Origin of the sequence: Streptomyces wuyuanensis, from assembly GCF_900103455.1 — a bacterium.
Lineage (GTDB): Bacteria > Actinomycetota > Actinomycetes > Streptomycetales > Streptomycetaceae > Streptomyces > Streptomyces wuyuanensis.
Genome location: NZ_FNHI01000029.1, coordinates 54,426 through 78,961, shown reverse-complemented (window position 1 = coordinate 78,961; position 24,536 = coordinate 54,426). Strand labels below are relative to the sequence as shown.

Sequence of the window (24,536 nt, the reverse complement as noted above, 5' to 3'; positions counted from 1 at the left end):
GACGGGAGGCGGGGCAGGCGGCTCCCGTCAGCCGTTTCGACGGCCCCCGGTGGCTGCAGTCGGACCGTGGCGCAGCAGTGCGAAGGCCAGGCCGGCGTCCGCCACCGCCTCGGGGTGGACCTCGTCGGCGGAACGGCCGGACACGATGCGCCGCCGGTTCTCCGTGGCCGGGATGCGCGTGCGCTGTGCGGAGCGGCCAGTCGTCATGACATCGGACGGCTGAGTGTCGCGTCGGTGAGGAGAGCCCCACCGGCAACTCGGTTTGCTTTCAGCGTTGTTGCTAACGTTGCCCGGGAGTCGGTGATCGCAACGGGGGAGACGACGATGACGTTCGGCGAGGAGTGGGCGCAACTGGTCTCACAGGCCAGGCAGCGGCAGTCCGCAGGGATGAGGCTCAATCAGCTGGAGCCGGGATCAGGCGGTACAGCCGGCGAGGCCGGCGCCGGTCTGGTGGTCAGGCAGGACGATCTCGGGGCGGTGGGACATGAGGCTTTCCTGCTTCACGGCGAACTGCGCGAGAAGGCGGACATCGTGGGGGCGGGCGCCGACAAGAACGGAGAGGGCTCCACCGCGCGGGCGGCCAAGGAATTCGCGGACCGCAACCTGGCCATGGGCGGCGAGCTCTACACGACGTTGTCGGTGTGGGACTCTCAGGTGAAGACCGTCCTGCAGATGTGCGCACACATCTCGAACCACCTGGACTACTCGAAGAGGCTGCACGCCCATGACGACGGGGCGATCGCTGCCGCCCTTCGTGGCCGGGACGGGACCGCCATGCCGGTTTCCGAGATCTCCAAGTACGTGCGCTGACGGGGAGGGCGGCACATCGATGGGCACGTTCACCTATTCCGACCTCATGGCGCTGGACCTCGGCAGGCTGGGCACCGCCGTCACGGACTGGGAGACGATGGCGGGGAAGCTCGCGAGGCTTCAGGCCGATGCCAGGGACGGTCTGCTGAAGAAGTCCGAAGCGGCCCGTTGGCAGGGTGTCAACGCGACCGTGACAAAGGACTTCGTGCGCAAGGCCGCCAAGGAGTTCGGTGATCTGCACAAGGAGGCGCAGAGCATTCACGCCGTGCTCGCCGACGCCCACGGTGAACTCTCGCAGATCCAGAAGAAGGCGAAGTCGCTGACCGACGAGGCGCGCAAAGGTGACCCGGACCGATCCCCCGACCCCGACAACGGCCTGCTCGTCACGGACGGCGGGAACGGGACGGTGAAGGTGATCGAGGCGGTCTGCGACGCGAAGGGAACATCCCAGCGCACCAAGGACAGGATGCAGTGGTACGCCGACACCCTCACCGGCCTGGTCGCCCACGCCGCGGAGATAGACGCAGCGGTCACCCGGGCCCTGCGCAAGTCCCACGGCGGTGACCCGCACAACGCCGGCCACGCCTCGTACACCTCGCTCGACGAGGACCAGTTGCCGCGCGCGATGAAGCTCGCCTCGCTCGGTGAGGACGCGAACGACAGTCAGCGGGCCGAGCTGCGACGGCTGTGGCAGTCGCTGAGCCCGGAGGCGCGCGGTGAGATGTGGGCGAAGCACAAGGACGATCTCCTCTCCGCCGGGATTCTCTCGCCCCGTTCGAAGCGCGTGGCCGCGGACCCGGGGGCGGGCGGATACGGCGTCGAGTCCCCCGGCGCGTACGACCAGTGGATCCAGGCGCAGGCTGTCGCGATGTCCACCGCGGGTGACTTCGTCGGGAACACCGATGCCGCGTACCACATGGATCACTACCTGCGCGGGCTCGGTAGCCCGGTGGATCTGGACGTGGACCGGATGCTCACGGACGACGCGGTACTCCGGCAGACCGCCGAGTACGCCATCCAGGACGAGCAGGAAAGATGGCGCGAGCAGGCTCTGGCCGCGTTCGAGGAGTCGGGCGGCAAACCCGTGGCCATCCCGGTCGAGACCGCTCCGCAGAGCTACACCCACACCGACCGCAACTGGTACCTGGCCGTCGGCAGCGGCATGACGAACACGACAGGTACCGTCACGGTGGTGCCGGGCGAGAACGGCGAGCCCAAGGTCAGTCTCGACTACCAGGTGAACGTCTGGGACCGATACAACTGGGACCCAGGAAAGACGACCCCCATCGGTCCGACCGAGGTGACCGACGCCGACATGGCCCGGCTGCACACCACGGGTCTGGCCAGAGAGTTCGACATGCGAGGCAGCGGATCGGTGCAGCACCACGACCTGAGTTCGAGCGGCGGTCTTCCCGCCCCCGAGGACCCGGGGCGCGAGGGGACGCGCACCGATCCGGGACGGAACGGGGACGCTCGATGACGCGGACACTTCACCACTCCCGAGCGAAGCGCCTCGTCCTCGCCGCCGGCGCGGTGGCCGCGCTCTGTCTGACCGGCCCGCTCCTCTCCGCCTGCTCCGGCGCAACCGAGTCCGGTGCGGCGGACAGGACCAGTGAAGTGCCCGGATGGGACGAGACGGCCACCCCTGCGACGGTCAGCCGGCAGATGAACATCGACCTTCCGTCCAAGGCCGCCGACATACGTGCGGCACGTCAGAACGGATTCCAGGACGACGGACTGCTGCTGGCCTTCACCCTCCCCACTTCCGGGGTGAACGCCTTCGTGGAGCAGCTCCGGCCCGAGAGGGAACTGAGACAGCGCGACGAGCCCCGCAAGAGTGTCGCCAAGCCCATGACCCCCTTCTCCCACCTCGATCTCCCCGAACCCGAGTCGTTGCCGGACGTACGGGAAGGGCAGGTCTGCGCCCCCTGCGGCGGAGACCTGAACTCCCTGGCGATCGCGGTGCACAGGCTGGGCGACAGCGAGAGCCGGGTCTACCTCAGGGCAGTCGACTGACGAGAACATCCGGCTGCGCGAAGCCCGACCGTCCGGCCGGCGCCGACGAAGCTGCCGTCCCGCCCACGATGCCTGCGCGGCCGGGACCGCTGAAGACGCCAATGAGTTGATCGCGGCCAACCTCCCGAGGGATGCGGCCCAGCCGTCTACGGCACTTCGGACGAGGTCTGCGCAGCGTTGGCGGCGGGAGCCCTGAGGGCGGTCTCGCGTGGTGCCGGAAGATGGAGCGCGTGCAGCTCCCCTACGTCTACCGCGTCACCAAGTACGACCCCGCCGACCGTGATGAACTCGGGCACTACACGGCCGCCGAGGACACCGTCAGCGATCACGGCGAGGTCGAGGCTGCCTATCTGCAGGCAGTCCTGGAGTTCGCCGTTGAGGCCGGCATCGATCGCTTGGTCGTACGCGAGCCGCAGGTCCCGTCCATCGGGCAGTTCGGCCTCGAACCGCCAGTGAGGGGCTTCGGGCTTGAGGGGCTCTTTTCGGCCGGCATCGCCGGCTTCCATGACGGAGCGGAAGTGCCGCTCGACATGGGCCTGGAACTGGTGCGGCTCATGCTTCGCGACAGCGGCGCCTGGTGCCGACTCGAAGCGGAGGGCGCATTCGCTGTGCACGTCGGATGGGACCAGTACCTGTACATCAGCACCAGCCGGCCGTGCGAGGAGGCGCCGGTACGAACTCGCGGCCTTGGACTGTTCCCGGAACGCCTGGACGCCTCCCCGTACGGCTTCGAGGACGAGGAGGACGGCGTCCAGCGGCCCGGCGACGACGGCTTCTGGGCCGACCTGCACCGGGCAGTCGCCGACGGCAGTGCCGGGATCCTGGAAGAGACGTATCTCCAAGGCGCCTCACGATGGCACCACCTCACCCGCGACACCGTCGACGCGATTCGCGCCGGAATCGCTCCCCGAGCCCGTCTGGCCGTATGGCCGCCTCTCTCCTCCGACGTCGACGCCGTCCTGGGAGCCATCCCCGCAGAGGGCCTCGTCGAAGGCGTCTGGCAGGACGACGAGGGCCACATCCTCAGCGCCATCGCCGACGAGACCGCATTCCCGGAGCTGATCGCCCGGATGCGCTGTGCCCTCGCCGCCGCCCTCCTGCCCGTGCACGACGGTGAACCCGTTCCTCTGTTCACCGCGGTCATGCCCGATGACGACGGAGTCCTACGGGCTCGCTGGCGGACCGAGCCGACGCCCCGCGACCGGGAGTGGGCCCTCCGGCACTCAAGAGGGGGGTGAGTGCTCTTCGGAAGAGTCAGCAGGCGGTCAGCTCGAGTCCTGAAAGACCTGAGGGCGGCTGACCGGACACGGGAATCGTTGTAGTCTCCGGAGACCGCCCTTGACCTGCAGGAAGCAGGCAGGGAGCAGACAAATCGGGAGTTCTCCGTGATTCGAACCATGTTCAAGTCCAAGATCCACCGGGCCACCGTGACCCAGGCCGACCTGCACTACGTCGGCTCCGTCACCGTCGACGCCGAGTTGATGGAAGCGGCCGATCTGCTTCCCGGTGAGCTCGTGCACATCGTCGACATCGACAACGGCGCCCGGCTCGAGACGTACGTGATCGAAGGAGAGCGCGGCTCCGGCGTCATCGGCATCAACGGCGCCGCCGCCCATCTCGTGCACCCCGGCGACCTGGTCATCCTCATCAGCTACGCGCAGGTCGACGACGCCGAGGCCCGGGCGCTCGTGCCCCGCGTCGTCCACGTCGACGGCCGGAACCGCATCGTCGAGTTGGGCTCGGACCCGTCACAGCCGGTTCCCGGAAGCGACACGGAGAGCAGCCCGCACGCCGTGCCGGCTCCCGCGGCCCGATACTGAACCGACCCGACGGCAAGCCCGCTGACCGAGGAGAGCACGATGGCTGACCCCAAACTCCGTGACGATCGCGAGAAGGGCCGGCTGGAGGCGTACGAGGACGGCGAGTTCGTCGGCCACATCGCGTACTTCACGCTGGTCTTCGACCCCGCAGCGCTGGTTCCCGTGCACACGATCGTCGAGCCGGCGCACGAGGGGAAGGGCATCGGAAGCACCCTGGTGCGCGAGTTCTACGCGATGGCCGCCCGTGAGGGAGTGCCGGTCGTGCCGCTCTGCCCGTACGCGGCGAAGTGGGCGCAGCGGCACCCGGACGAGGCTCCCGTGCCGTCCGCAGAACTGGTCAAGGAGGCCGAGCGGCAGGCGAAGGAGCACCCGGGGCTGTGACGGACCTGTCGCCGCGGGCCGGCGGCCCGCAGGGCGCCGCCCCGCAGGCGGATCGCCCGGCAGAGGCCGGTCCGCCGGAGGCGGCAGGGCCCGTACTGGCCCTGCTGCACACTTCCCCTGTGCATGTGCCGGTCTTCGAGGCGCTGTGCGACCGCCACCACCCGGGCCTGCGGCTGCGGCACACCGTCGACGAAGAACTGCTGGCCCGGGCCAGGTCGCACGGCCCGGACGCCGTGGCCGGCGCCGTCCGCGCGGCGCTGGCCGGGGCCGTCGCCGGGGGAGCGGACGCGGTCCTGTGCACCTGTTCCACCATCGGGGCGGTGGCTGAACGGTGCGCCGCGGATATGGGCGTACCCGTCCTCCGGGTCGACCGGCCGATGGCCGCGGCCGCTGCCGCCCACCGGCGGATCGCCGTCGTCGCGGCGGTCGAGAGCACGCTGGGCCCCACGGTCGCGCTGATCGGGGAGGAACTGGCACGCGAGGAACGCGAGGCCGGTGGTCGGCCGGGGGAGCACACGGCGTCGGACGGCTCGGCAAGGGTGCGCACCCACCTCGCCGAGGGAGCATGGGAACGCTTCGAGGCCGGCGACCACGACGGCTACCTGGACGCGGTCGCCGCCGCGGTGGACGCCGTCCGCGACGCCGATGTGATCGTGCTGGCCCAGGTGTCCATGGCGGCCGCGGCCGCCCGCGCCACGACGATCGTGCCCGTGCTTTCCAGCCCGCGCCCCGGCCTCGCGGCAGCGGCGCGGGCGGTGGAAGCGGTGAAGGCACGGGACGCGGTGCTCAAGGGGCAGGCGGCAGGCGGGGCCGCGGCGCAGGAGAGTGCGGCCCGCTGAGCAGAGCCGCGAAGCCGGGGGCCGCGAAGGGGCGTGCCGCAGCCTGACCCGCGTTGCCGCAGGCTCGCCCGCGAGTCAGCAGGCCGAACCCGCGAGCCGCCGGAGGCGGGGCGCTGCCGTGCCACAGCCTGACCCGCGTTGCCGCAGGCCAAACCCGCGATGCCCAGGGTGTGCCGCCGAAGCCTGAGCGCCCCGTGCCGCCGAAGCATGAGCGCCCCGTGCCGCCGGCTGAACCGCGACGCCTCCCCAGCGAGCACATCTCGGCGGGCGCAGGCCCGCAGCCCGGGCCTCGCCAGGTGTCCCCGCGCCGGCTCCGGGGCCCGTGGTTCCGCCGGCGAGATCACGCCCCGGCCCGCACCTCAACCCTTCGCGCGCACGTGCCGATGACTGGACCGGGCGCGGGTGGGAAGCCGCATGCATGGAACCCGAACGCGCCGTCCGGCCGATCCGACGCACGGCACGACCGAACCACCCGGGGAGACCGTCATGACACAACCGCCGCCCGATCCGGCACCCCCCACGCCGCCCCCCGACCCCGTACCCCCGCACCCCGTACCCCCGACGCCGCCACCGGACCCCGTGCCACCGGCACCCACGCCGCCGCCCGGGCCCGGTCCGGGTCCGGCCCCTGGGCCTCCGCCCGGGCCCGTCCCCCCGCCGCAGCCGCCGCCCGGCCCCGCGCCGGACCCGATCCCGAAACCGCCGGGGCCGGATCCGGTGCCCGGGGAACCGCAGCCCGGCCCGCTGAGCTGACCCCGGGCGAGTCGACGCCGCACGAGGCGACCCCGCGTCACGCCCACCGCGACACGGAAAGCGGCGCGACACCACCTGACGTGTCGCGCCGCGTCCGCCGCGGGTTCAGCCGGTGCTCACCTCCGACCGGTCACCGCCCCAGAGGGTGTGGAACGACCCGTCCCGGTCGGTGCGCCGGTAGGTGTGGGCGCCGAAGAAGTCGCGCTGGGCCTGGGTGAGCGCCGCCGGCAGCCGGCGTGCGCGGAGCGCGTCGTAGTACGCGAGCGCGGCCGAGAAGCCCGGCGTCGGCACACCCTGGCGTGCCGCGGCGGCCACCACGGCTCGCCAGTCGTCCTGGGCCGCGCCGATCTCCTCGGCGAACTGCTTGTCCGACAGCAGGCTCGGCAGATCGGGCTGCGTGTCGAACGCCGTCCGGATCCGGTCCAGGAAGGCCGCCCGGATGATGCACCCGGCACGCCAGATCGCGGCCACCGCGCCCAGGTCGATGTTCCAGTCGTAGGTGTCGCTGCCGGCCCGGATCTGGTGGAAGCCCTGCGTGTACGAAACGATCTTCGACGCGTAGAGGGCCTGCTCGACCTGCGCCGCGAACCGGGCGGCGTCCTTCTCGCCGAGCGGCTGCGGAGTCGGTCCGGGCAGCGACTGCGAGGCCTCGCGCAGATCGACGTGCCCGGACAGCGAGCGGGCGAAGACGGCCTCCGCGATACCGGAGACCGGCACGCCCAGGTCGAGGGCGATCTGCACGGTCCACCGCCCGGTGCCCTTCTGCTCGGCCCGGTCGGCGACCACGTCGACGAACGGCTTCCCGGTCTCCGGGTCCGTGTGCGCCAGCACCTCGGCGGTGATCTCGATGAGATACGAGTCGAGCCGCCCCGTGTTCCACTCGCGGAAGGTCTCGGCGATCTTCTCCGGTGAGTACCCGGCCACCGAGCGCAGCAGATGGTAGGCCTCGGCGATCAGCTGCATGTCGGCGTACTCGATGCCGTTGTGCACCATCTTCACGAAGTGGCCCGCGCCGTCGGGGCCGATGTGCGTGGTGCAGGGTGTGCCGTCCGGCGCCTTCGCGGCGATCTTCTCCAGCATCGGGCCGAGCGTGTCGTACGACTCCCGGGAACCACCGGGCATGATGCTCGGGCCGTGCAGCGCGCCCTCCTCACCGCCCGACACGCCCACCCCCACGAAGTGGATGCCGCGTTCGCGCAGTTCGCGCTCCCGTCGGCGGGTGTCCTCGAAATGCGCGTTGCCGCCGTCGATGATCTGGTCGCCGGGCTCCAGCAGGGGGGCGAACTCCTCGATCACCGCGTCCGTCGGGGCACCCGCCTTGACCATGATCATGAGGCGGCGGGGGCGCTCCAGCGCGGCGACGAACTCCTCGGCGGACTCGGTGGGGACGAAGGCCCCTTCGTCGCCGAAGGACTCGACGAGTTCGCGGGTGCGGGCGGTGGTCCGGTTGTGCAGGGCGACCGTGTAGCCGTTGCGCGCGAAATTGCGGGCGAGATTGCGGCCCATCACCGCGAGCCCGGTGACGCCGATCTGGGCGGTACCACTCATACGTGTGCTCCTGGAATCCGTCGACTGCGTGCGGTCATGCGGAAGTGCGCCTCCCCGTGGCCAGTATGAATACGCGTCACCGGAGTGCGGCGTTCATGGGGCGACGAGTCGCGCGAGGGGCGCATCGTCCACCGATTTCCCCCGTACGGCGGTGCACCTTGCGACGGGGCGCCCGCACGCACCCCCTTGTCATGTCTTGTGGCGAGCCAATAGCTTTGGCGGCTGCTGAGGCGTTCGAGGGGGACTCATGGCCGTTCGTGGACGACACCGCCGCTACCAGCCGAGCCGGATCAACCGGGCCTCGCTGACCGTCACCGCGGGCGGCGCGGGCATGGCGCTGCCGCTGATCGGCGCGGGAACGGCCGACGCGGCGCCGGAGGACGTGTGGGAGAAGGTCGCGGCCTGCGAGTCCACCGGCAACTGGCAGATCAACACCGGCAACGGCTACTTCGGCGGGCTCCAGTTCAGCCAGTCCACGTGGGAGGAGTACGGCGGGACGGTCTACGCCGCGCGCGCGGACCTCGCCACCCGGGACCAGCAGATGGCCGTCGCCGAGAAGGTGCTGGACGGCCAGGGACCGCGCGCCTGGCCGGTCTGCTCCACGCGTGCGGGGCTCACCCGTGACGACGACACGCCGGACGCGTCACCCGGACGGCAGCTCAGGGCGCAGGCCGCGTTATCCCGGCGCACGGTCCCGCAGGCGACGCCGACCACCGTCCCCACGCAGCGTGAGAGTTACACGGTGACGCCCGGCGACTCGCTCTCCGGCATCGCCGCCTCCGAACGGGTCAAGGGCGGCTGGCAGGCGCTCTACGACGCCAACCGCAAGGTCGTCGGCGCCGACCCCGATCTCATCCACCCCGGCCAGCGGCTGGTCCTGCGGGGCGCCGCCCCCGCGCCGTCGAAGAGCCTCCCGCGGACCCGGCCCGCGACCCCGCCGAAGGCCCCGCCCAAGGCGCAGCCGCCGACGGCCGCCGCGCAGCCCGCGGCTCCGCCGCAGCGGAAGCAGCAGGCCAAGCCGAAACCGAAGCCCCGCCATGAGCAGCGGCGGCAGGAGCGTCCGGACCGCGCCGAGCGCGCCGCCGGCCTGAGCGCACCGGTCGCCGCCGGTACCGGCACTCCGTACGGCAAAGCCGGCTCGTCCTGGTCCAGCGGCTACCACACGGGCGTGGACTTCCCCGTGCCGACCGGTACGTCGGTGAAGGCCGTGGCCCAGGGCCGGGTGGTCTCGGCCGGCTGGGCGGGCGCGTACGGGTACCAGATCGTCATCCGGCACGACGACGGCAAGTACAGCCAGTACGCCCATCTGTCGGCGCTCACCGTGCGCGAGGGGCAGCGGGTCAACAGCGGCCAGCGGATCGCCCGTTCAGGGTCCACCGGCAACAGCACCGGACCGCACCTCCACTTCGAGGTGCGTACGGGGCCGGGGTACGGGTCCGACATCGATCCGCTCCGGTACCTCCGTGCGGGCGGCGTCAGCATCTGACGCCGCTCCGGCGGTCGCATGACGGGGGGCGGGGCCCGTGCCGGGACCGGCGACGAGTTCCGCCCGGTGGCCGAGGACGAGATCCGGGGCGGTACCGGCGACCGGATGCCCACCCGGTTCGGGGCCGGCCCCGGTCGCGGCCCTGATCCGCGCCCTGATCGCGGGAGCGGCCCCGGTCCCGGGCCGGGGTGCGGGAGCGGTCCCGGATGCCGGCCGGCGCCGTGTGATGAGCAGCAGCAGTCCACCGGCCGCCACGGCTGCGCACAGCAGCGCCGCCGCGGTGCCGGCCGCGCCGTGGCGGAACCGCTCCCCGAACAGCGCGACGCCGACGGCCGCCGCCACCACCGGGTTCACGACCGTCACCGTCGCGAGTGGGGCGGTCAGGCCGGCGCCCCGGTACGACGCCTGCGACATCAGCAGCCCGGCGACGGCCGGCCCCGCGACCATGAGCAGGCCCGGCAGCGCCCCGCCCCAGGAACGGGTCCCCAGCTCCTCGGTGACGATCTTGGTGAACACCGACGCCACACCGAAGGCCACACCGGCACCCGCCGCAAGCGCCACCGCGCGCGTCCCGGGCCGCCGTACCCGGCGTGCCACCAGGAACAGCGCCCCGATCGCGGCCGCCGACAGCCCCGAGAGCACGCCCCGTGCACCGCTGTCAGGGGCCTCGGCACCTGTGCTCCCGGTCAGGGCGAGCAGCCCGGCGAGCCCGGCGGCCGACATGACCGCGCCCGCCCAGATCGCCGGCCCCGCCACGCCTCGCCCACCGCCGGGCCGCACACCGCCGCGCACCGACAGCGCCGCAAGGGGCAGCGCGAACACGATGGTCAGCGCGCCGAGCGGCTGCACCAGGCTCAGCGGTCCGTACGCCAGTGCCGCCACGTGCAGCAGTCCGCCCGCGCCGTTGAGCCCCATCGCGGTCCACCATCCGCCACTGCGCACCGGTGCGTACGGCCCTCCGGGCTCGCCCATGGCCACCCGCTCCTGCACGACCGCAGCGGTCGCATAGGCGACGGCGGAGACCAGGGACAGCAGCACGGACACCGCGAGGGAGCTCATGGGCCCAACGATCTCCCCGGTGGACGCCTCACGTCGTCGTTCTCGAGCAGGCACTCTCGCGTACTACCGCAGGAGTAGGGGAGTACGGGATCGCCTCGGCGCCCGGGCGCCGGGCCGCCGCCGTATGCTGCACCCGATGCAGGCGCCGGGCCCGCGGACCTCGGGTCCGGGGCACGGCGGGACGGCGGAGCGAGACCGGGCGGGGGCGCGGCGCGTGGAGCGGACGGAGACGGAGCCGATCGGCGGCTTCTTCGCGACCCGGACCGGTGAGCCCGGCCCCGGCCATCTGCCGCTGTCCCGGCTCCACGCCGGCGACATCGTGCCCCTCACCGCCCGTGTCGACCGCGTCGCGGCCCGGCTGCGCACGCCCGAACGACGGGTCGCCGCCTCCATCGCCCACCTCGGACTCGCCGCCCGGCTGTGGTCCACGGCGCTCGGCCCGGCCGCCCTGCACGGCGAGTTCCCCGACCCGGCTGCCGGAGCGCTGTACTGGGACCCGGAGCTCAGCTCGCCTGACGATCTCTGCTGGACACGGGCCGGGACGCTCCCCGGCACCGTGGACAGCATCCGGGAAGCCGTCCAGTTCGGCCACCTCGTCCCGCTCGCCGAGGCCCTGCGGGGCGATGTCCGCATCTCCCACCGGCTGCTGTGGGGCAACGCCGGCTCCGCGCTCGCCGGCGCCCTGCGCGAGATCCACCGCTGGGCGCGGGAGCGCGACCGCCCCGAGGTGGCCGACCGCGCCACCGCACTCACCACGGGCCTGCTCGACCACCCGGATCTGTCCGGCACGGTCCGCGGACCGGCCCTGCGCCGCACCAGCTGCTGCCTCTACTACCGCTGCCCGGGCGGCGGTCTGTGCGGCGACTGCGTCTTCGACCGCCCGCCCCGCCGGCCGCTCTCCCAGGACCCGGCGCCTTCGGCTTCGGCGCCCGCCCGCGACAGCGGCACCCGGCGCCTACGGCCGTGACACCCGCCCGGGACATTCGCGGCACCCGTCCACAAGGGCCGCAAGCCCCGCCCCCGGCCGCTCTCCCAGGACCCGTCGGCACCCGACACCTGAGCCCGCCCCGCCCGGGACACCGCGCCCGCGGCATCCGCGGCCCCGCCGGTCGGCCTTGACGACCGGCGGGGCTCGCCGCCCGTCCGCCGCGGTCTTCCGCCACGGCCCCGTGTGGGTGACCATCGACGTATGAGGGTGGGACTGCTCACACGCGAGTATCCGCCGGACGTCTACGGCGGGGCCGGGGTCCATGTGGAGTTCCTCGCCCGGGAGTTACGGGCGCTGACCGAGCTCGACGTGCACTGCTGGGGCGAGGGGGCCACGGCCGACGGGGTCGTGCGGCACGCCGCCCTCGCCGGGCTCGACGGCGCCAACGACGCCCTGCGCACCTTCTCCGTCGACCTGTCGATGGCCGCGGCGCTCGCGGACCGCGAACTCGTCCACTCCCACACCTGGTACGCCAATCTCGCCGGCCACCTCGCCAAGCTCCTCCACGGCGTCCCGCACATCGTCACCTCGCACTCGCTCGAACCCCTGCGGCCCTGGAAGGCCGAGCAGCTCGGCGGCGGTTACGCCCTGTCAGGATGGGCCGAGCGGACGGCGATCGAGGCCGCCGACGCCGTGATCGCGGTCTCCCGCGGCATGCGCGCCGACATCCTCGGCTGCTATCCCGCGCTCGATCCGGCCAGGGTGCACGTCGTCCACAACGGCATCGACACCCGCCTCTACCGGCCCGACCGCGGCAAGGACGTGCTGCGCGGCCTCGGCATCGACCCCGGCCGGCCGTACGTGCTCTTCGTCGGCCGCATCACCCGGCAGAAGGGCGTTCCGCACCTGCTGCGCGCGGCGCACGCCCTCGACCCGGGCGCCCAGCTCGTGCTGTGCGCCGGCGCGCCCGACACCCCGGAGATCGGCGCCGAGTTCCGTGCCCTCGTCGGCGAACTGAGCGACGCGCGCGACGGGGTGCACTGGATCCCCGAGATGCTCCCCAGGCCCGCCGTCGTCCAACTGCTCACCCATGCCGCGGTGTTCGTGTGTCCCTCCGTCTACGAGCCGCTGGGCATCGTGAACCTCGAGGCCATGGCGTGCGGCACGGCGGTGGTCGCGTCCGCGGTCGGCGGCATCCCGGAGGTCGTCGACGACGGGCGGACCGGGCTGCTCGTACCGTACGACGCCGCGCACCCCGAGGAGTTCGAGACGGGGCTGACGGAGGCGCTCGACCGGGTGCTCGACGACCCCGCCACGGCCCGGCGGATGGGCGAGGCCGGACGAGAGCGCGCGGTCCGCGAGTTCGGCTGGGACCAGGTGGCCCGGCGTACCCACGAGCTCTACGAGAAGACGCTCCGGTAGTCCGAATTCGTCCGACGACAGAATCACACGGCGCGAGCCGACGGCGTGAGGGGGCGCGATGCGCGGTGGACCTTCGGTGCTCGGGATCGTCCTGGCGGGCGGGGAGGGCAAACGGCTGATGCCGCTGACGGCCGACCGCGCGAAACCGGCGGTCACCTTCGGCGGCACCTACCGGCTCGTGGACTTCGTCCTCTCCAACCTGGTCAACGGGGACATCCTGCGGATCTGCGTGCTCACCCAGTACAAGTCGCACTCGCTGGACCGGCACGTCACGACCACGTGGCGGATGTCGAGCCTCCTCGGCAACTACGTCACCCCGGTGCCCGCGCAGCAGCGGCTCGGCCCGCGCTGGTACCTGGGCAGCGCCGACGCCATCCTGCAGTCCCTCAACCTGGTCCACGACGAACAGCCCGACTACATCGCCGTGTTCGGCGCCGACCACGTCTACCGCATGGACCCGCGCCACATGCTCAAGCAGCACGTCGAGAGCGGCGCCGGGGTCACCGTCGCCGGGATCAGGGTGCCGCGCTCGGAGGCGTCGTCGTTCGGTGTGATCAGCCCCGCCACGGACGGCACGCGGGTGGAGCGGTTCCTGGAGAAGCCCACCGACCCACCCGGGCTGCGAGGCGACCCCGACCGGGTGTTCGCCTCGATGGGCAACTACCTCTTCACCACGAAGGTGCTGATCGACGCCCTGCACCGGGACTCCGAGGATCCCCGCTCGGTGCACGACATGGGCGGATCCATCCTCCCGATGCTCACGGAGCGTGGTGTCGCCCAGCTCTACGACTTCGACACCAACCACGTGCCGGGTGAGAGCGCGCTCGAGCACGGCTACTGGCGTGACGTGGGAACCCTCGACTCCTACTACGAGGCCCACATGGATCTGATCGCCGAACGGCCCGTGTTCAGCCTGGAGAACCGCCGCTGGCCCATCTACACCCACTCCGGTCAGCTGCCGCCCGCCCGGTTCTGCGCCGGCGGGATCGCGAGCGAGTCGGTGGTCAGCCCCGGCTGCGAGATCCGCGGCCAGGTCACCCGGTCCGTGCTGTCCCCGGGTGTGGCGGTGGGGCAGGGGGCCGTGGTGCAGGGCTCCGTGCTGCACGACAACGTGCGCATCGGACGGGGCGCGGTGGTGCGCGAAGCCGTGCTCGACAAGAACGTCGACGTCCCGCCCGGCGCCACGATCGGCGTCAATCCGGAGCGCGACCGGGAGCTGTACACGGTCTCGGAGGGCGGGGTGATCGCGCTGGGCAAGGGGCAGCGGGTGCTGTGACGCCCATCGACGTGACCCTCCGTGACGCGTTCCTCGCGGAAAGCCAACGAGCGGAGCCTGCCTCCGGTACGGTTTGGCCCGGACACCCGCCTCTGAAGTAAAGTTCCGCTTTTGGAATCCCCGAAGCGGGACACGAAGGACACAGGGAATGGCAGCGGCGATGACGGTGACAGACGACAGCCTGGACTTCGGCCCCGGCATCGACCCCGAGCGACTGGCCGTCTGCCTGGGCGTTCTCGAGGAGCTCGACCGCCTGGAGGTCGACCACCCCGACGCGGTCACGGTCCGTCGCGCCACCGCCGGGATCTACCGCACCGTCAAGCAGCGCCGCCGCCAGGAGCGCCGCGCCGCCAAGACCGCCCACGACAAGACGGTCACCGAGGCCACGGCCACCGGCTCCGCGGACCGCATCGACGACGAGACCCAGGGGCTGCTGCCCTCCTCCTCCGTGATGGGGGAGATCGCGGGCATACTCCAGCGCCCCCGCTCCTGCTACATCTGCAAGACCCGCTACGTCGAGGTCGACGCCTTCTATCACCAGCTGTGCCAGAAGTGCGCGGCCGAGAACCGGGCCCGCCGTGACGCCCGTACCGATCTGACGGGCCGGCGCGCGCTGCTCACCGGCGGCCGCGCCAAGATCGGCATGTACATCGCGCTGCGGCTGCTCCGCGACGGCGCCCACACCACCATCACCACCCGCTTCCCCAACGACGCGATCCGCCGCTTCAAGGCGATGCCGGACAGCGACGAGTGGATCCACCGCCTCAAGATCGTCGGCATCGACCTCCGCGACCCGGCGCAGGTCGTCGCGCTCGCCGACTCGGTCGCCGCCGAGGGACCGCTCGACATCCTGATCAACAACGCCGCCCAGACCGTGCGGCGCTCGCCGCAGGCGTACAGCGAGCTCGTCCTGGCGGAAGGCGCCCCGCTGCCCGCGGGCGAGCTGCCCGCCGCCGAGGTGATCGGCACCTTCGGCAGCGGCGGGGTGGACCGGGTCGCGGCCCTCCCCGGGCCCCGGTCGGAGGGGCTGAGCGCCCAGGACGTCACCGATCTCGCCCTCGTCTCCGGTTCGGCGTCGCTCGCGCGGATCGAGGCGGGCACCGCGATCGACGCCGGCGGGCTCGTGCCCGACCTGCACGACACCAACAGCTGGATCCAGACCGTCTCCGAGGTCGACCCGGTCGAGCTCCTCGAAGTGCAGCTGTGCAACTCGACCGCGCCGTTCATCCTGATCAGCCGGCTCCGTGCGGCGATGGCCGCCTCGCCGGCCAGGCGCAAGTACGTCGTGAACGTCTCCGCCATGGAGGGTGTCTTCAGCCGCGGCTACAAGGGCGCGGGACACCCGCACACCAACATGGCCAAGGCGGCGCTCAACATGCTGACGCGCACCAGCGCCCAGGAGATGTTCGACGCCGACGGCATCCTGATGACCGCCGTCGACACCGGCTGGATCACCGACGAGCGCCCGCACCCGGACAAGGTCAGGCTCGCGGCCGAGGGCTTCCACGCCCCGCTCGACCTGGTCGACGGCGCCGCCCGGGTGTACGACCCGATCGTGCGCGGAGAGGCCGGCGAGGACCTCTTCGGCTGCTTCCTGAAGGACTACGACCGCGCGAACTGGTGAGTCGCGAGGTAACCCGAACGGCGGATTCCCCCGGGCGAGCAAGACTCCCCGGGGGTTTCCTGTACCCGATGGGCCGTCACCTTGGGGCGTTTTCCAGTAAAGAAACGCCCAATGTGACGTAATCCATCGAGCGCAGCCGCGCTCATTTGGTTAGTCTGGAGCCAACGGACGGTCGGCAAGGGGCCACGACACCCCCCGAGACCGCCCTGGGACAGGTCCGCAACCACGGCCGCGATCCCGCCCGAAGAACGGCGCCACCGCGACCGGACCGCCCCTGTCCCTGTGACGCGACACTAAGGAGTGCGCGGTGACGACTGAAACGAAGAAGACCAAGCCCTCGGCGGAACCCGGCGAACGACCCGGGCGGCCGGACGAACTCGGAAGCCTCGAGGTCTGGGCGCGTTCCGCGCCGATCAGACTGGCCGGCTACGAGGACGACCTCGCCGAGCCGCACATCCTCCAGGGCATCGACTGACCACGCGCCCCACGGCTGTCACGCACCCCCGGTCCACCGCGGACCGGGGGTGCGTGCGTCCTCTTGCCGGCCGGCGACTCCGGCCGGGGCCCGCCTCCGGGGGGGGGAGAGAGACCCGCAGCGAGTCCGTCAGACCCGTTCCGCGGGCACGTCCGTGGTGCTCAGCCGGGTCGGCGGCAGGTACTCGCGCAGGTACCGCCGCTGCCACCAGGCGCCCGTCGAGCGCAGCTGCCGCCAGTCCGTGAACGTGTAGTGGTACAGCCGGGCCCTGACGTACGTCGGCGGCGCGTCGGGGAACGGATTGCCGCGCAGCAGCTTCAGCGTGTCCCGGTCGTTCTCCAGGAGCCGCTCCACGAAGCCGCCGAACCAGGGCCGGGCGTACGCGGGGGAGAGCGCGGCGAACCACATCAGCCAGTCGAGACGCAGATGGTACGGGGCGAACTGCCGGGGCAGCCTGCGGACGTCCCCGGGCTTGCCCCGGAACCCGTACTCCCGCCACACGGTCGTGGGGCGCGGCACCCGCTCGTCCGTGCCCTCGATCACGACCTCGTACCGGACCCTCCCCACGGTGCCGAACGCGCCGTAGGTGTTGACCAGGTGGAGCGGGTCGAAGGACCGGTTCATCGCCTGCCGCCGGGAGAGCAGGTTGCGCACCGGGCGGTGGCTCAGTGCCAGGACGAGGACGGTCGCCGCGATCACCAGGACCTCGTACCAGAGCGGCGGGGCGGGCAGCGGGTGCGGCCCGGCGAGGGCGGAGAAGTCCACGGCGGAGAGCGCGAGCGCGATCGTCAGCCAGTTGAGCCAGGCGAAGTTGCCGGACAGCACCAGCCAGAGCTGGGTGACGACGATCAGCCCGGCCGCGGCGGAGGCGACGGGCTGCGGGGTGAACAGCAGCACCGGCACCAGCAGTTGGGTCACATGGTTGGCGGCGGCCTCGACCCGGTGCAGCGGTCCCGGAAGATGGTGGAAGAACCAGCTGAGCGGCCCCGGCATCGGCTGGGTCTCGTGGTGGTGGTACAGGCATGTCAGCCGGCGCCAGCACTCGTCGCCGCGGATCTTGATCAGTCCGGCACCGAACTCCACCCGGAAGAGCAGCCAGCGCAGCAGCCACAGCACCAGCACCGGGGGCGCGGCCCGCTCGTTCCCCAGGAAGACCGCCAGGAACCCCGTCTCCAGCAGCAGCGACTCCCAGCCGAAGGCGTACCAGGTCTGTCCGACATTGACGATCGAGAGGTACAGCGCCCACAGCACGGCCCACCACAGCATCGCCGTCCAGAGCGGGAGGTGGTCGGCCGCGCCCCCGAGCAGCGCGGCCGACAGCACCGCCCCCGCCCAGGCGCAGCAGGCGAAGAACCGGTCCGAGTAGTGCAGTTGGAAGATGCTCGGGGCGCGCCGCATCGGGGCGTACCGCACGTACTCGGGCACCGGGAGCATGCCGCGCTCGCCGATCAGGGCGCGGAACTGGAGGGCCGCGCCGACGAAGGCCACCAGGTACAGCGCGGCGAGCGCCCGCTGGAAGACGAGTCTGCTCAGCCAGTAGTCGGGTGCCGAGAACCACTCCATCGCGGACCTCCCGTACCGCCAGTATCCGCCTCGGCCACGAGTCGCCGCAGGGTGGCGCCGAGCCGTCGCGCGTACATCCGCTGCAGTACCGGAACGAGCGGCCCGGCGAGCCGCGTGTACCAGCGGGCGGGCCTGCTGAAGGCCGTCACCGTGAACCACACGGTGCCGTCCGCCGCCATCTCCGCGAGGAAGCTCTCCTCGCCGCACTCGGGGTGGCCTGACAGGGTGCCGTAGGCGAACCCGATGCGGTCCGGCTCGCGGACGGTCCAGATCACCCGGCAGGGGGCCCGGAACCGGAGCGGTCCGGCGCCGATCGACACCTCGACGGAGCTGCCCGGTTCGGCGCGGGCGGTTGAGGCGGCCACCCGGGCGCCGGACGCGCGGTGCATCGTCCAGCCGGTGACGGCGGCGCCCGCGGTCTCGAGGGCCGCGCCTCCCCGTCCCACCGGGACGCGGACGTGGAGATGGCGGTAGCCCTCCGGGAGGGGGCCGAGGAGGGTCGCGCCGGTCTCGGCGTAGTTGAGTCCGTCGTCGCTGGCCACGCGGCGGTCCTTCCTTTCCGGTCGGGTCGGTCCTGTCGTGTCGGTCCTGTTCATGCGGTGGTCCTCCGGTCGCGGCCCTCCCGGGCGGTTTGCGCGGGGGTCTCCTCCAGCCGCAGCCGGGCCGGCAGTGAGCACAGCGCGAAGCCCAGGGCGTTGCCGAGGCCATGGGTGGCGGCCATCCAGGTGAGGCCGGGGTGCGGCAGGCCGGTTGCCTCGCCGAGGGCCCAGCTGAGGGCGAGGAGCATGGTCGCCACCAGAACGGCCGCCGATACCCCGAACAGCTTGCGAATCAGCCGTTCGGCCCTGCCCGTGCGTACATCGCGCCAGGTCAGCAGGGCTACGGCCCACATTTCGGCGGTCAGCACCGCCGCCCCGGCCAGTTCGGCCCAGTCGCCCGTGAAGTAGCCGGCGAGTACCAGCAGGGTCCCGGCCGGCACGCTGACCGCCGCGAACCGGCCGGTGGGTCCGCCGGCCGAGCGGCACACCAGGCCCGCGACCAGCGCCGCGGCGAAGCCCGCGAAGTGGAAGTGCGGCACGGTCAGGGCCAGGATCTCCAGGTCGAATCCGAGCAGCTCGTGGCCCGAGCGCTCGGCCACCAGGGCGACTCCGGCGACGGCCGGCGCGACCAGGGCGGTGAGGACGGCGATCTCGGCGGGCGCCAGCGAGCGGGTGCGCCGCAGACGGGCCGGGGCGTGCAGGGCGAGGGCGACGGTGGCGAGGGCATAGACCGAGGCCGGCGCGGTGGCGAGGGTGCCTCGGGGCAGCCACAGGCTCACTGCGCCCGGGAGGGCGAGCAGAGGCCAGAGCCGGCGGACGACGCCCGGGTCCGGGTCCGGTACCAGCCGCAGACCCAGCGGGACGATCACCAGCATGCCGAGCATCACGATCGCGTTGACCAGCGCGGTCATCACCGCCACCCCGCAGCTTGAACGTGTTCAGTTTCAGGGCCGAGCCTAGAGTGATTCTTGAACGTGTTCAAGTCGCGGTTCCGTGAGGCATGGGGCAATACAGGGAGTGATCACTCCGGGTACACCTCACAACAGGCGGGAGATGGCAGGGCATGTTCTTGCGCTCACCGATGTATCGCCGGCACGCCGGGCTGGCCGCGATGTCGGCCGGCTTGTCGGCCGCACTGCTGGTCACGGGCTGCAGCAGCCTGACGGACCAGGGCCAGTCGGGCTCGACCCCCTCACAGGAGGTCCGACTGCAGCCGGCCGCGGAGCCGGGTCCCGATCCGTTCACGCCCTCCACGGCCACCGCGACGGCCGTGTCCCGTCAGCTGCCGGCGCCGCGCGCCTCCGCCTCCGCCTCCGGGGCGAAGGACGCCGCAGTGCGGTCCATCCGCACGGTGCTGGGCTCCACGCCCGGACTGTACGGCGGTACCCGGTCCGTCGCGAGCTGCGACGTGGAGCAGCAGATTCGTCTCCTGGTCGCCGATCAGGGCAAGGCGCAGGCGTTCGCCGAGGGCGTCGGCGTGGGCCAGCAGGACATGCCGGGGTTCCTGCGGGGGCTCACCCCCGTCGTGCTCCGTGCCGACGCCCGGGTCACCAACCACGGCTACCGCGACGGCATCGCCCAGCGCCACCAGGTCGTCCTCCAGGCCGGGACCGCCGTGCTCGTCGACGAGCACGGCTCGCCCCGGGTCCGCTGCGCGTCCGGGAGCCCCCTCGCCTCGCCCGTGGTCACGGCCGGGGCCGTGAACGAGCAGGGCAGGCAGTGGCAGGGGTACGACCGTGACCGCGTGGTCGTCATCACCAGGGCCGCGCACGTGATCGACAGCCTGGTGCTCGTCGACATCGCCGCCGGCACCTGGATGGAGCGCCGCAGCGGATCGGACGGCGAGGCGGACCAGAACCCGCAGGTGCCGCCGGCGTACGATCCGGGCCTCCATGTCGCCGACGCGCCCCAGGGGCCCCAGCCGGCCGGCCCCGGTACGCCGAGCGATCCTCCGCCGCCGAGCCCCGACGCCTCCGCCTCGCAGCCTGCCTCGCCGGGTGCCGTCCGGCCCGGCGTCCCGAGCGCGCCGCCCCGGGGACCGGACGGGCCACCGCCCATCCTCCCCGACGCGCCGCTGCCCGACGGGGCCGGTCAGGGTACCGGCGGGCAGGACGGCACCGACCTGGGCGGGTTCGATCAGGACGGTTCGGGTCAGAGCGACAGCGACATCCTGATCTCGCCGGACTCCGGCGGGGGCGTGGATCAGGGCTCGGGTGCCGTCGGCGGCGCAGGCGAGCCCCAGGGCGGGCCCGGCGTCATCCTTCCGGACGCTCCGCTACCCGGCGGTGCCGGGACCGGCGCCAATCTGCCCGCCGGTGTCGGCGGGAGCGTCCAGGGCTGAGACCGCAGGCCTCCGCTCGCTCGATAAATCGGACAAATGATGGCAGAGTGTCACCATGGCTGATCGGGCAGCGGGGGCCCTGTCGCTTCCCGACGACTGGCCCGCCAACCCGGATCTGAGCCTGGCCCTCAACCGCATGGGCAGCTTCGACTGGGACCTCGACAGCGGGCTGATGCATCTCGATCAGCCCGCTCTCGACGTGTTCGACACGCCCGCCGACCAGTACGACGGCCGCCCCGAGACCCTGGCCCGGCGCTTCCCGCGCGGCGAGGCGGCCCGGCTGGACGAACTGGTCTCGCAGGCGCTCAAGAACGGCAGCTCCCACTACGGCGCGTACTTCCGCATCCGCTGCCGCGACGGCACCCTGCGCTGGACGCACACCCAGGGATCGGTGCTCCGCGACGCCGCGGGCCGGCCCCACCGCATCATCGGGATCGTCCGCGACGCCACCCAGGAGCTCGCCGAGTCCTCCGCCCGCGTCGAGCTCGACGCGGAACGCCGTCGCCAGACCAGCGTCGTGGAGAGCACCACGGCCGCCCTCGCGCACGCCCGGACCGTCAAGGACGTCATCGACGTGCTCAAGGACTCCCACGGACTGGAACACCTCGGGGCCACCAGTCTGGTGATGGGGCTGCTGGAGTCCGGCCGCATCCACCTCGTCGCGGAGGGCCCGGAGGGCTCCTTCGTCCCGGGCACCCGCTTCACCCGGGTCGACGAGCAGTACCCGATGAGCGAGGTCATCCGCACCCTCGTGCCCCGGTTCATCGAGTCCAAGGAGGACTTCGCCGGCTCGTACCCCCGCCTCTGGCCGCACATCAGCGGACTCGGCATCACCTCCGCCGCCTACATGCCGCTGATCGCCCAGGCCCGGCCGATCGGCGCGCTCGGCCTGCTGTACCGGGAGAAGACCGGCTTCACCACCGAGGAGCGCAATCTGCTCGTGGCGCTGAGCAGCAGCATCGCGCAGAGCCTCCAGCGGGCCATGCTCTTCGAGCAGGAGCACGACCTGGCCGAAGGGCTCCAGCAGGCCATGCTGCCCCGCCGCATCCCCTCGGTGCCCGGCGCCCAGATCGCGGTGCGCTACCGCTCGGCCCGCCTGGGCCGCGACATCGGCGGCGACTGGTACGACGTCATCCCCCTGCCCGGGGGCCGGGTCGGCGCGATCATCGGCGACGTCCAGGGCCATGACACCCATGCCGCGGCCGTCATGGGCCAACTGCGCATCGTGCTGCGGGCGTACGCGGCCGAGGGGCACACCCCGGCGACCGTGATGGCACGCGCCTCCGTCTTCCTCCACGAGCTCGACACCGACCGATTCGCGACCTGCATCTACGCGGAAGCCGACCTCACCACGGGCGTGGTGCAGATGGTCCGCGCCGGCCATGTCGACCCGCTGCTCCTCGACTCCGACGGCGAGGGCCGCCGGATCCCGGTCGACGGCGGTCTGCCGCTCGGCCTGTCCGCCGAGTTCGGACGGCTCGAATACCCCGTCGCCACCCTGGAACTCGACCCCGGACAGACCCTGTTGCTCTACACCGACGGGCTCGTCGAGCAGCCGGGTGCCGACCTCGACGACGGCATGCGGCAGCTCACGACGATGATCCGGGGCGGTTCCAAGAACCTCCAACTGCTCGCTGACCAGCTCTGCGAGGAGGTCGACGAGCGGGGCGGCGACGACGACGTCGCCCTGCTGCTGCTCCAGCGCCGCGGCGCGTACGCCCCGCACACCGGCGGGCGGCTCCAGCAGCACGTCGCACAGAACGACCCAGAGGCGCTCAGCTCCGCCCGGCACATGATCCGGGCCGCCGTACGGGCCTGGGGCGCGGCGGACCGCTCGGACGAGATCGAGCTGGCGGCCGACGAGCTGATCACCAATGCCCTGATGCACACCGACGGCGGCGCGATCGTGACCGTGCGGGTGCTGACGGGGCCGGAGCGGCGGCTGCGGGCCGAGGTCGAGGACTCCTCCAGTGCCCTGCCCCGGCGCCGCGAGGCGGGGGCCGCCGGGGTCTCCGGCCGGGGGCTGATGCTGGTGGACCGGCTGGCGGACGTCTGGGGAGTGGAGTCGCGCGGCACCGGAAAGTGCGTGTGGTGCGAGTTCACGGTCCCGAACCGGTCGGCAAACTGATGACTACCCGACGGTAACCCTATGTAACCTGATTGCGCTTGACCGTAACCGACCGCAGGCGATTGACTGCTGATTCCTGTGTTCCGGCCTCCTAGGACATGAGGACCCCCTTGAGCACCGAGCTGCTGGCACCTCTGGATCTGGCCTTCTGGCACCTCGAGTCCGCCGACCACCCGATGCATCTCGGCGCGCTCGCCTACTTCACCCCGCCCGCTTCCGGGGACACCGGCACCGTCGCGGCCGGCAGCGAGGAGGTCCTCGCCCTGCTCGCCGAACGCACCTCCGCGATCCCCCGGCTGCGCATGCGCGTCCGCGACGTGCTGCTGCCCGTGGGAGGCGCCGCCTGGACCGCCGACAAGGACTTCGACGTACGGCGGCATCTGCGTCAGGTCCGGCTGCCGGCGGGCGACTTCACGGCGTCGGCGGCCACGCTCGCCGGGGAGCTGATGGAGCGTCCGCTCGAACGGGGACTGCCACCCTGGGAGATGTACCTGCTCACCGGGGGGCCGGGGGATCCGTTCGCCGTTCTGGTCAAACTTCACCACGCCCTCGCCGACGGCATGCGGGCCGTCGCCATCGGGGCCGGCATCTTCGACGAGATCGCCGGGCCGCTCGCCGCACGCGCCCGCAAGCACGGCCGCAGGACCGGCCGGAGCCCGGCCGCCGTGCCGCCCCGCTCCTGGCTGCCGGGCCCCTGGCAGGTCGCCGGGATGGCCCGCGGCCGCATCGAGGAACTGGGCCGGGCCTTCGGTGTCGGCGCCTCCCTCGTGGGCGCCTCGCTCGCCAGGGCGGGCCGGCTCGACCCACGTGGTACCGCGGCGCTCAGCGCCAGCTCCAGCGGCACCCGCAGGCTCGCCACCTCCGTGCTCGACCTCGACGAGGTCCACGAGGTCCGCAGGGTCGCCGGCGGCACCGCGAACGACGTCCTCCTCGCCACCGTCGCCGGTGCGCTGCGCCGCTGGATGACCGAGCGGGGCGACGTCCTGCCGCCCACCGACCCCAGCGCCCTCGTCCCGGTGTCCAGGCGCCGTCCCGGCGGACCGCCCGGCTCGGGCAACAAGCTGTCCGCGTATCTGCTCGACCTCCCCGTCACCGAGCCCGACCCCTGGGCGCGGCTCTACGCGGTACGCGACGGCATGGACCGCAACAAGGCGGCGGGACCCCTGCGCGGCGCCGGCGCGGTCGCCGTGCTCGCCGACCAACTGCCGCCGCTCGCACACCGGTTCGGAGCGCCGCTCGCCGGAAGCGCCGCCCGGATGCTGTTCGACGTCCTCGTGACCAGCGTGCCGCTGCCCCGCTCCGCACTCTCGCTCGGCGGCTGCCCGCTGCGCGAGATCTACCCGATGGCCCCGCTCGCCCGCGGGCAGTCCCTCGCCGTGGCGATGTCCACGTACGGCGGCCGGGTGCACTTCGGCCTGGTCGCCGACGGAAAGGCCCTGCCCGACGTGGACCGGCTGGCGTGCGCGGTCGAGGAGGAGCTGGCCGCGCTGGTGGAACTGGTCCGCTGACGGAGGAAGGACCGGTCGGG

At 72.4% G+C, this 24,536-nt stretch carries 22 protein-coding genes; 16 read left to right on the top strand and 6 right to left on the bottom strand.

The features are described 5' to 3' along the window. Window positions 1-27 precede the first annotated feature (27 nt). Entirely contained in the window at window positions 28-207 is a 180-nt protein-coding gene (locus BLT82_RS32445; protein WP_093661394.1) for a hypothetical protein, read from the bottom strand. A gap of 117 nt (window positions 208-324) precedes the next feature. Between BLT82_RS32445 and BLT82_RS32440 the strand changes: the two genes are divergently transcribed. The 7 genes from BLT82_RS32440 (at window position 325) to BLT82_RS32410 (ending at window position 5,866) form a co-directional block, all read left to right on the top strand. Beyond that, a complete protein-coding gene (locus tag BLT82_RS32440) occupies window positions 325-810 on the top strand; it encodes a hypothetical protein (RefSeq protein ID WP_167746147.1) in 486 nt (161 codons plus the stop codon). 19 nt (window positions 811-829) lie between these two features. After that, on the top strand, window positions 830-2,290 hold the full coding sequence (locus tag BLT82_RS32435; RefSeq protein WP_093661390.1) for a hypothetical protein: 1,461 nt from the start codon (window positions 830-832) through the stop codon (window positions 2,288-2,290). After that, entirely contained in the window at window positions 2,287-2,826 is a 540-nt protein-coding gene (locus tag BLT82_RS32430; protein ID WP_093661388.1) for a hypothetical protein, read from the top strand. Before BLT82_RS32435 ends, BLT82_RS32430 begins: the two co-directional genes overlap by 4 nt. A gap of 221 nt (window positions 2,827-3,047) precedes the next feature. Then, window positions 3,048-4,064, top strand: coding sequence for an RNA-binding protein (locus tag BLT82_RS32425; RefSeq protein WP_244529820.1), 1,017 nt, complete (start codon window positions 3,048-3,050; stop codon window positions 4,062-4,064). 147 nt (window positions 4,065-4,211) lie between these two features. Further along, window positions 4,212-4,646 carry an aspartate 1-decarboxylase gene (gene panD / locus BLT82_RS32420; RefSeq protein WP_093661386.1) on the top strand — a complete coding sequence of 145 codons (435 nt, stop codon included), beginning with the start codon at window positions 4,212-4,214 and terminating at the stop codon, window positions 4,644-4,646. Window positions 4,647-4,685: 39 nt separating this feature from the next. Then, window positions 4,686-5,027 carry a GNAT family N-acetyltransferase gene (locus BLT82_RS32415; RefSeq protein WP_093661384.1) on the top strand — a complete coding sequence of 114 codons (342 nt, stop codon included), beginning with the start codon at window positions 4,686-4,688 and terminating at the stop codon, window positions 5,025-5,027. A gap of 95 nt (window positions 5,028-5,122) precedes the next feature. Beyond that, window positions 5,123-5,866, top strand: a complete 744-nt coding sequence (locus BLT82_RS32410; protein WP_244529823.1) for a hypothetical protein — start codon at window positions 5,123-5,125, stop codon at window positions 5,864-5,866. Window positions 5,867-6,724: 858 nt separating this feature from the next. Here BLT82_RS32410 and gndA read toward each other — a convergent pair. After that, entirely contained in the window at window positions 6,725-8,167 is a 1,443-nt protein-coding gene (gndA, locus tag BLT82_RS32405) for an NADP-dependent phosphogluconate dehydrogenase (RefSeq protein ID WP_093661382.1), read from the bottom strand. A gap of 247 nt (window positions 8,168-8,414) precedes the next feature. Here gndA and BLT82_RS32400 point away from each other — a divergent pair, with 247 nt between their 5' ends. Further along, a complete protein-coding gene (locus tag BLT82_RS32400; protein WP_093661380.1) occupies window positions 8,415-9,653 on the top strand; it encodes a transglycosylase family protein in 1,239 nt (412 codons plus the stop codon). Here the strand turns inward: BLT82_RS32400 and BLT82_RS32395 are convergent. Then, window positions 9,534-10,712: a DMT family transporter gene (locus BLT82_RS32395; RefSeq protein WP_143041571.1), complete on the bottom strand. Its 1,179-nt coding sequence runs from the start codon at window positions 10,710-10,712 to the stop codon at window positions 9,534-9,536. The two genes, BLT82_RS32400 and BLT82_RS32395, sit on opposite strands and share 120 nt — an antisense overlap. Before the next feature lie 214 nt (window positions 10,713-10,926). On the opposite strand from BLT82_RS32395, the gene BLT82_RS32390 reads away from it, so the two are divergent. The 5 genes from BLT82_RS32390 to BLT82_RS37400 all read left to right on the top strand — a co-directional run bounded on the left by BLT82_RS32390 (window position 10,927) and on the right by BLT82_RS37400 (window position 16,437). Beyond that, window positions 10,927-11,679 carry a (2Fe-2S)-binding protein gene (locus tag BLT82_RS32390; RefSeq protein ID WP_093661488.1) on the top strand — a complete coding sequence of 251 codons (753 nt, stop codon included), beginning with the start codon at window positions 10,927-10,929 and terminating at the stop codon, window positions 11,677-11,679. Between the two features lie 222 nt (window positions 11,680-11,901). After that, on the top strand, window positions 11,902-13,062 hold the full coding sequence (gene glgA / locus BLT82_RS32385) for a glycogen synthase (protein ID WP_093661378.1): 1,161 nt from the start codon (window positions 11,902-11,904) through the stop codon (window positions 13,060-13,062). 58 nt (window positions 13,063-13,120) lie between these two features. Then, on the top strand, window positions 13,121-14,338 hold the full coding sequence (gene glgC / locus BLT82_RS32380; RefSeq protein ID WP_093661376.1) for a glucose-1-phosphate adenylyltransferase: 1,218 nt from the start codon (window positions 13,121-13,123) through the stop codon (window positions 14,336-14,338). A 160-nt stretch (window positions 14,339-14,498) separates the two neighbouring features. After that, window positions 14,499-15,962: an SDR family NAD(P)-dependent oxidoreductase gene (locus BLT82_RS32375; protein WP_093661486.1), complete on the top strand. Its 1,464-nt coding sequence runs from the start codon at window positions 14,499-14,501 to the stop codon at window positions 15,960-15,962. 307 nt (window positions 15,963-16,269) lie between these two features. Next, window positions 16,270-16,437, top strand: a complete 168-nt coding sequence (locus BLT82_RS37400; RefSeq protein ID WP_167746145.1) for a hypothetical protein — start codon at window positions 16,270-16,272, stop codon at window positions 16,435-16,437. Between the two features lie 129 nt (window positions 16,438-16,566). Here BLT82_RS37400 and BLT82_RS32370 read toward each other — a convergent pair whose 3' ends face one another. From BLT82_RS32370 to BLT82_RS32360, 3 genes are read right to left on the bottom strand one after another with little or no spacing between them, the layout of a single operon-like run. Then, the gene (locus tag BLT82_RS32370; protein WP_093661374.1) at window positions 16,567-18,000 is read right to left on the bottom strand and encodes a lipase maturation factor family protein; all 1,434 of its coding nucleotides are present in this window, start codon (window positions 17,998-18,000) and stop codon (window positions 16,567-16,569) included. Beyond that, window positions 17,967-18,542 (bottom strand): DUF1990 family protein, encoded by a 576-nt coding sequence (locus BLT82_RS32365; protein WP_244529819.1) that lies wholly within the window; start codon window positions 18,540-18,542, stop codon window positions 17,967-17,969. The genes BLT82_RS32370 and BLT82_RS32365 overlap by 34 nt, the downstream gene beginning before the upstream one ends. A 50-nt stretch (window positions 18,543-18,592) precedes the next feature. Next, window positions 18,593-19,450 (bottom strand): YndJ family protein, encoded by an 858-nt coding sequence (locus tag BLT82_RS32360; RefSeq protein WP_093661484.1) that lies wholly within the window; start codon window positions 19,448-19,450, stop codon window positions 18,593-18,595. Window positions 19,451-19,602: 152 nt separating this feature from the next. Here BLT82_RS32360 and BLT82_RS32355 point away from each other — a divergent pair, with 152 nt between their 5' ends. From BLT82_RS32355 to BLT82_RS32345, 3 genes are all read left to right on the top strand, one after another. After that, window positions 19,603-20,880, top strand: coding sequence for a DUF6777 domain-containing protein (locus tag BLT82_RS32355; RefSeq protein WP_093661370.1), 1,278 nt, complete (start codon window positions 19,603-19,605; stop codon window positions 20,878-20,880). Between the two features lie 55 nt (window positions 20,881-20,935). Beyond that, window positions 20,936-23,008 carry a SpoIIE family protein phosphatase gene (locus BLT82_RS32350; protein ID WP_093661368.1) on the top strand — a complete coding sequence of 691 codons (2,073 nt, stop codon included), beginning with the start codon at window positions 20,936-20,938 and terminating at the stop codon, window positions 23,006-23,008. 110 nt (window positions 23,009-23,118) lie between these two features. Continuing rightward, window positions 23,119-24,516: a wax ester/triacylglycerol synthase family O-acyltransferase gene (locus tag BLT82_RS32345; RefSeq protein ID WP_093661366.1), complete on the top strand. Its 1,398-nt coding sequence runs from the start codon at window positions 23,119-23,121 to the stop codon at window positions 24,514-24,516. Window positions 24,517-24,536: the final 20 nt, after the last annotated feature.

Coding starts and splice junctions, on each gene's coding strand:
- BLT82_RS32445 (WP_093661394.1), bottom strand. CDS start 207: ATGACGACTGGCCGCTCCGCACAGCGCACGCGCATCCCGGCCACGGAG.
- BLT82_RS32440 (WP_167746147.1), top strand. CDS start 325: ATGACGTTCGGCGAGGAGTGGGCGCAACTGGTCTCACAGGCCAGGCAG.
- BLT82_RS32435 (WP_093661390.1), top strand. CDS start 830: ATGGGCACGTTCACCTATTCCGACCTCATGGCGCTGGACCTCGGCAGG.
- BLT82_RS32430 (WP_093661388.1), top strand. CDS start 2,287: ATGACGCGGACACTTCACCACTCCCGAGCGAAGCGCCTCGTCCTCGCC.
- BLT82_RS32425 (WP_244529820.1), top strand. CDS start 3,048: ATGGAGCGCGTGCAGCTCCCCTACGTCTACCGCGTCACCAAGTACGAC.
- BLT82_RS32415 (WP_093661384.1), top strand. CDS start 4,686: ATGGCTGACCCCAAACTCCGTGACGATCGCGAGAAGGGCCGGCTGGAG.
- gndA (WP_093661382.1), bottom strand. CDS start 8,167: ATGAGTGGTACCGCCCAGATCGGCGTCACCGGGCTCGCGGTGATGGGC.
- BLT82_RS32400 (WP_093661380.1), top strand. CDS start 8,415: ATGGCCGTTCGTGGACGACACCGCCGCTACCAGCCGAGCCGGATCAAC.
- BLT82_RS32395 (WP_143041571.1), bottom strand. CDS start 10,712: ATGAGCTCCCTCGCGGTGTCCGTGCTGCTGTCCCTGGTCTCCGCCGTC.
- glgA (WP_093661378.1), top strand. CDS start 11,902: ATGAGGGTGGGACTGCTCACACGCGAGTATCCGCCGGACGTCTACGGC.
- glgC (WP_093661376.1), top strand. CDS start 13,121: ATGCGCGGTGGACCTTCGGTGCTCGGGATCGTCCTGGCGGGCGGGGAG.
- BLT82_RS32375 (WP_093661486.1), top strand. CDS start 14,499: ATGACGGTGACAGACGACAGCCTGGACTTCGGCCCCGGCATCGACCCC.
- BLT82_RS32370 (WP_093661374.1), bottom strand. CDS start 18,000: ATGGAGTGGTTCTCGGCACCCGACTACTGGCTGAGCAGACTCGTCTTC.
- BLT82_RS32360 (WP_093661484.1), bottom strand. CDS start 19,450: ATGACCGCGCTGGTCAACGCGATCGTGATGCTCGGCATGCTGGTGATC.
- BLT82_RS32355 (WP_093661370.1), top strand. CDS start 19,603: ATGTTCTTGCGCTCACCGATGTATCGCCGGCACGCCGGGCTGGCCGCG.
- BLT82_RS32350 (WP_093661368.1), top strand. CDS start 20,936: ATGGCTGATCGGGCAGCGGGGGCCCTGTCGCTTCCCGACGACTGGCCC.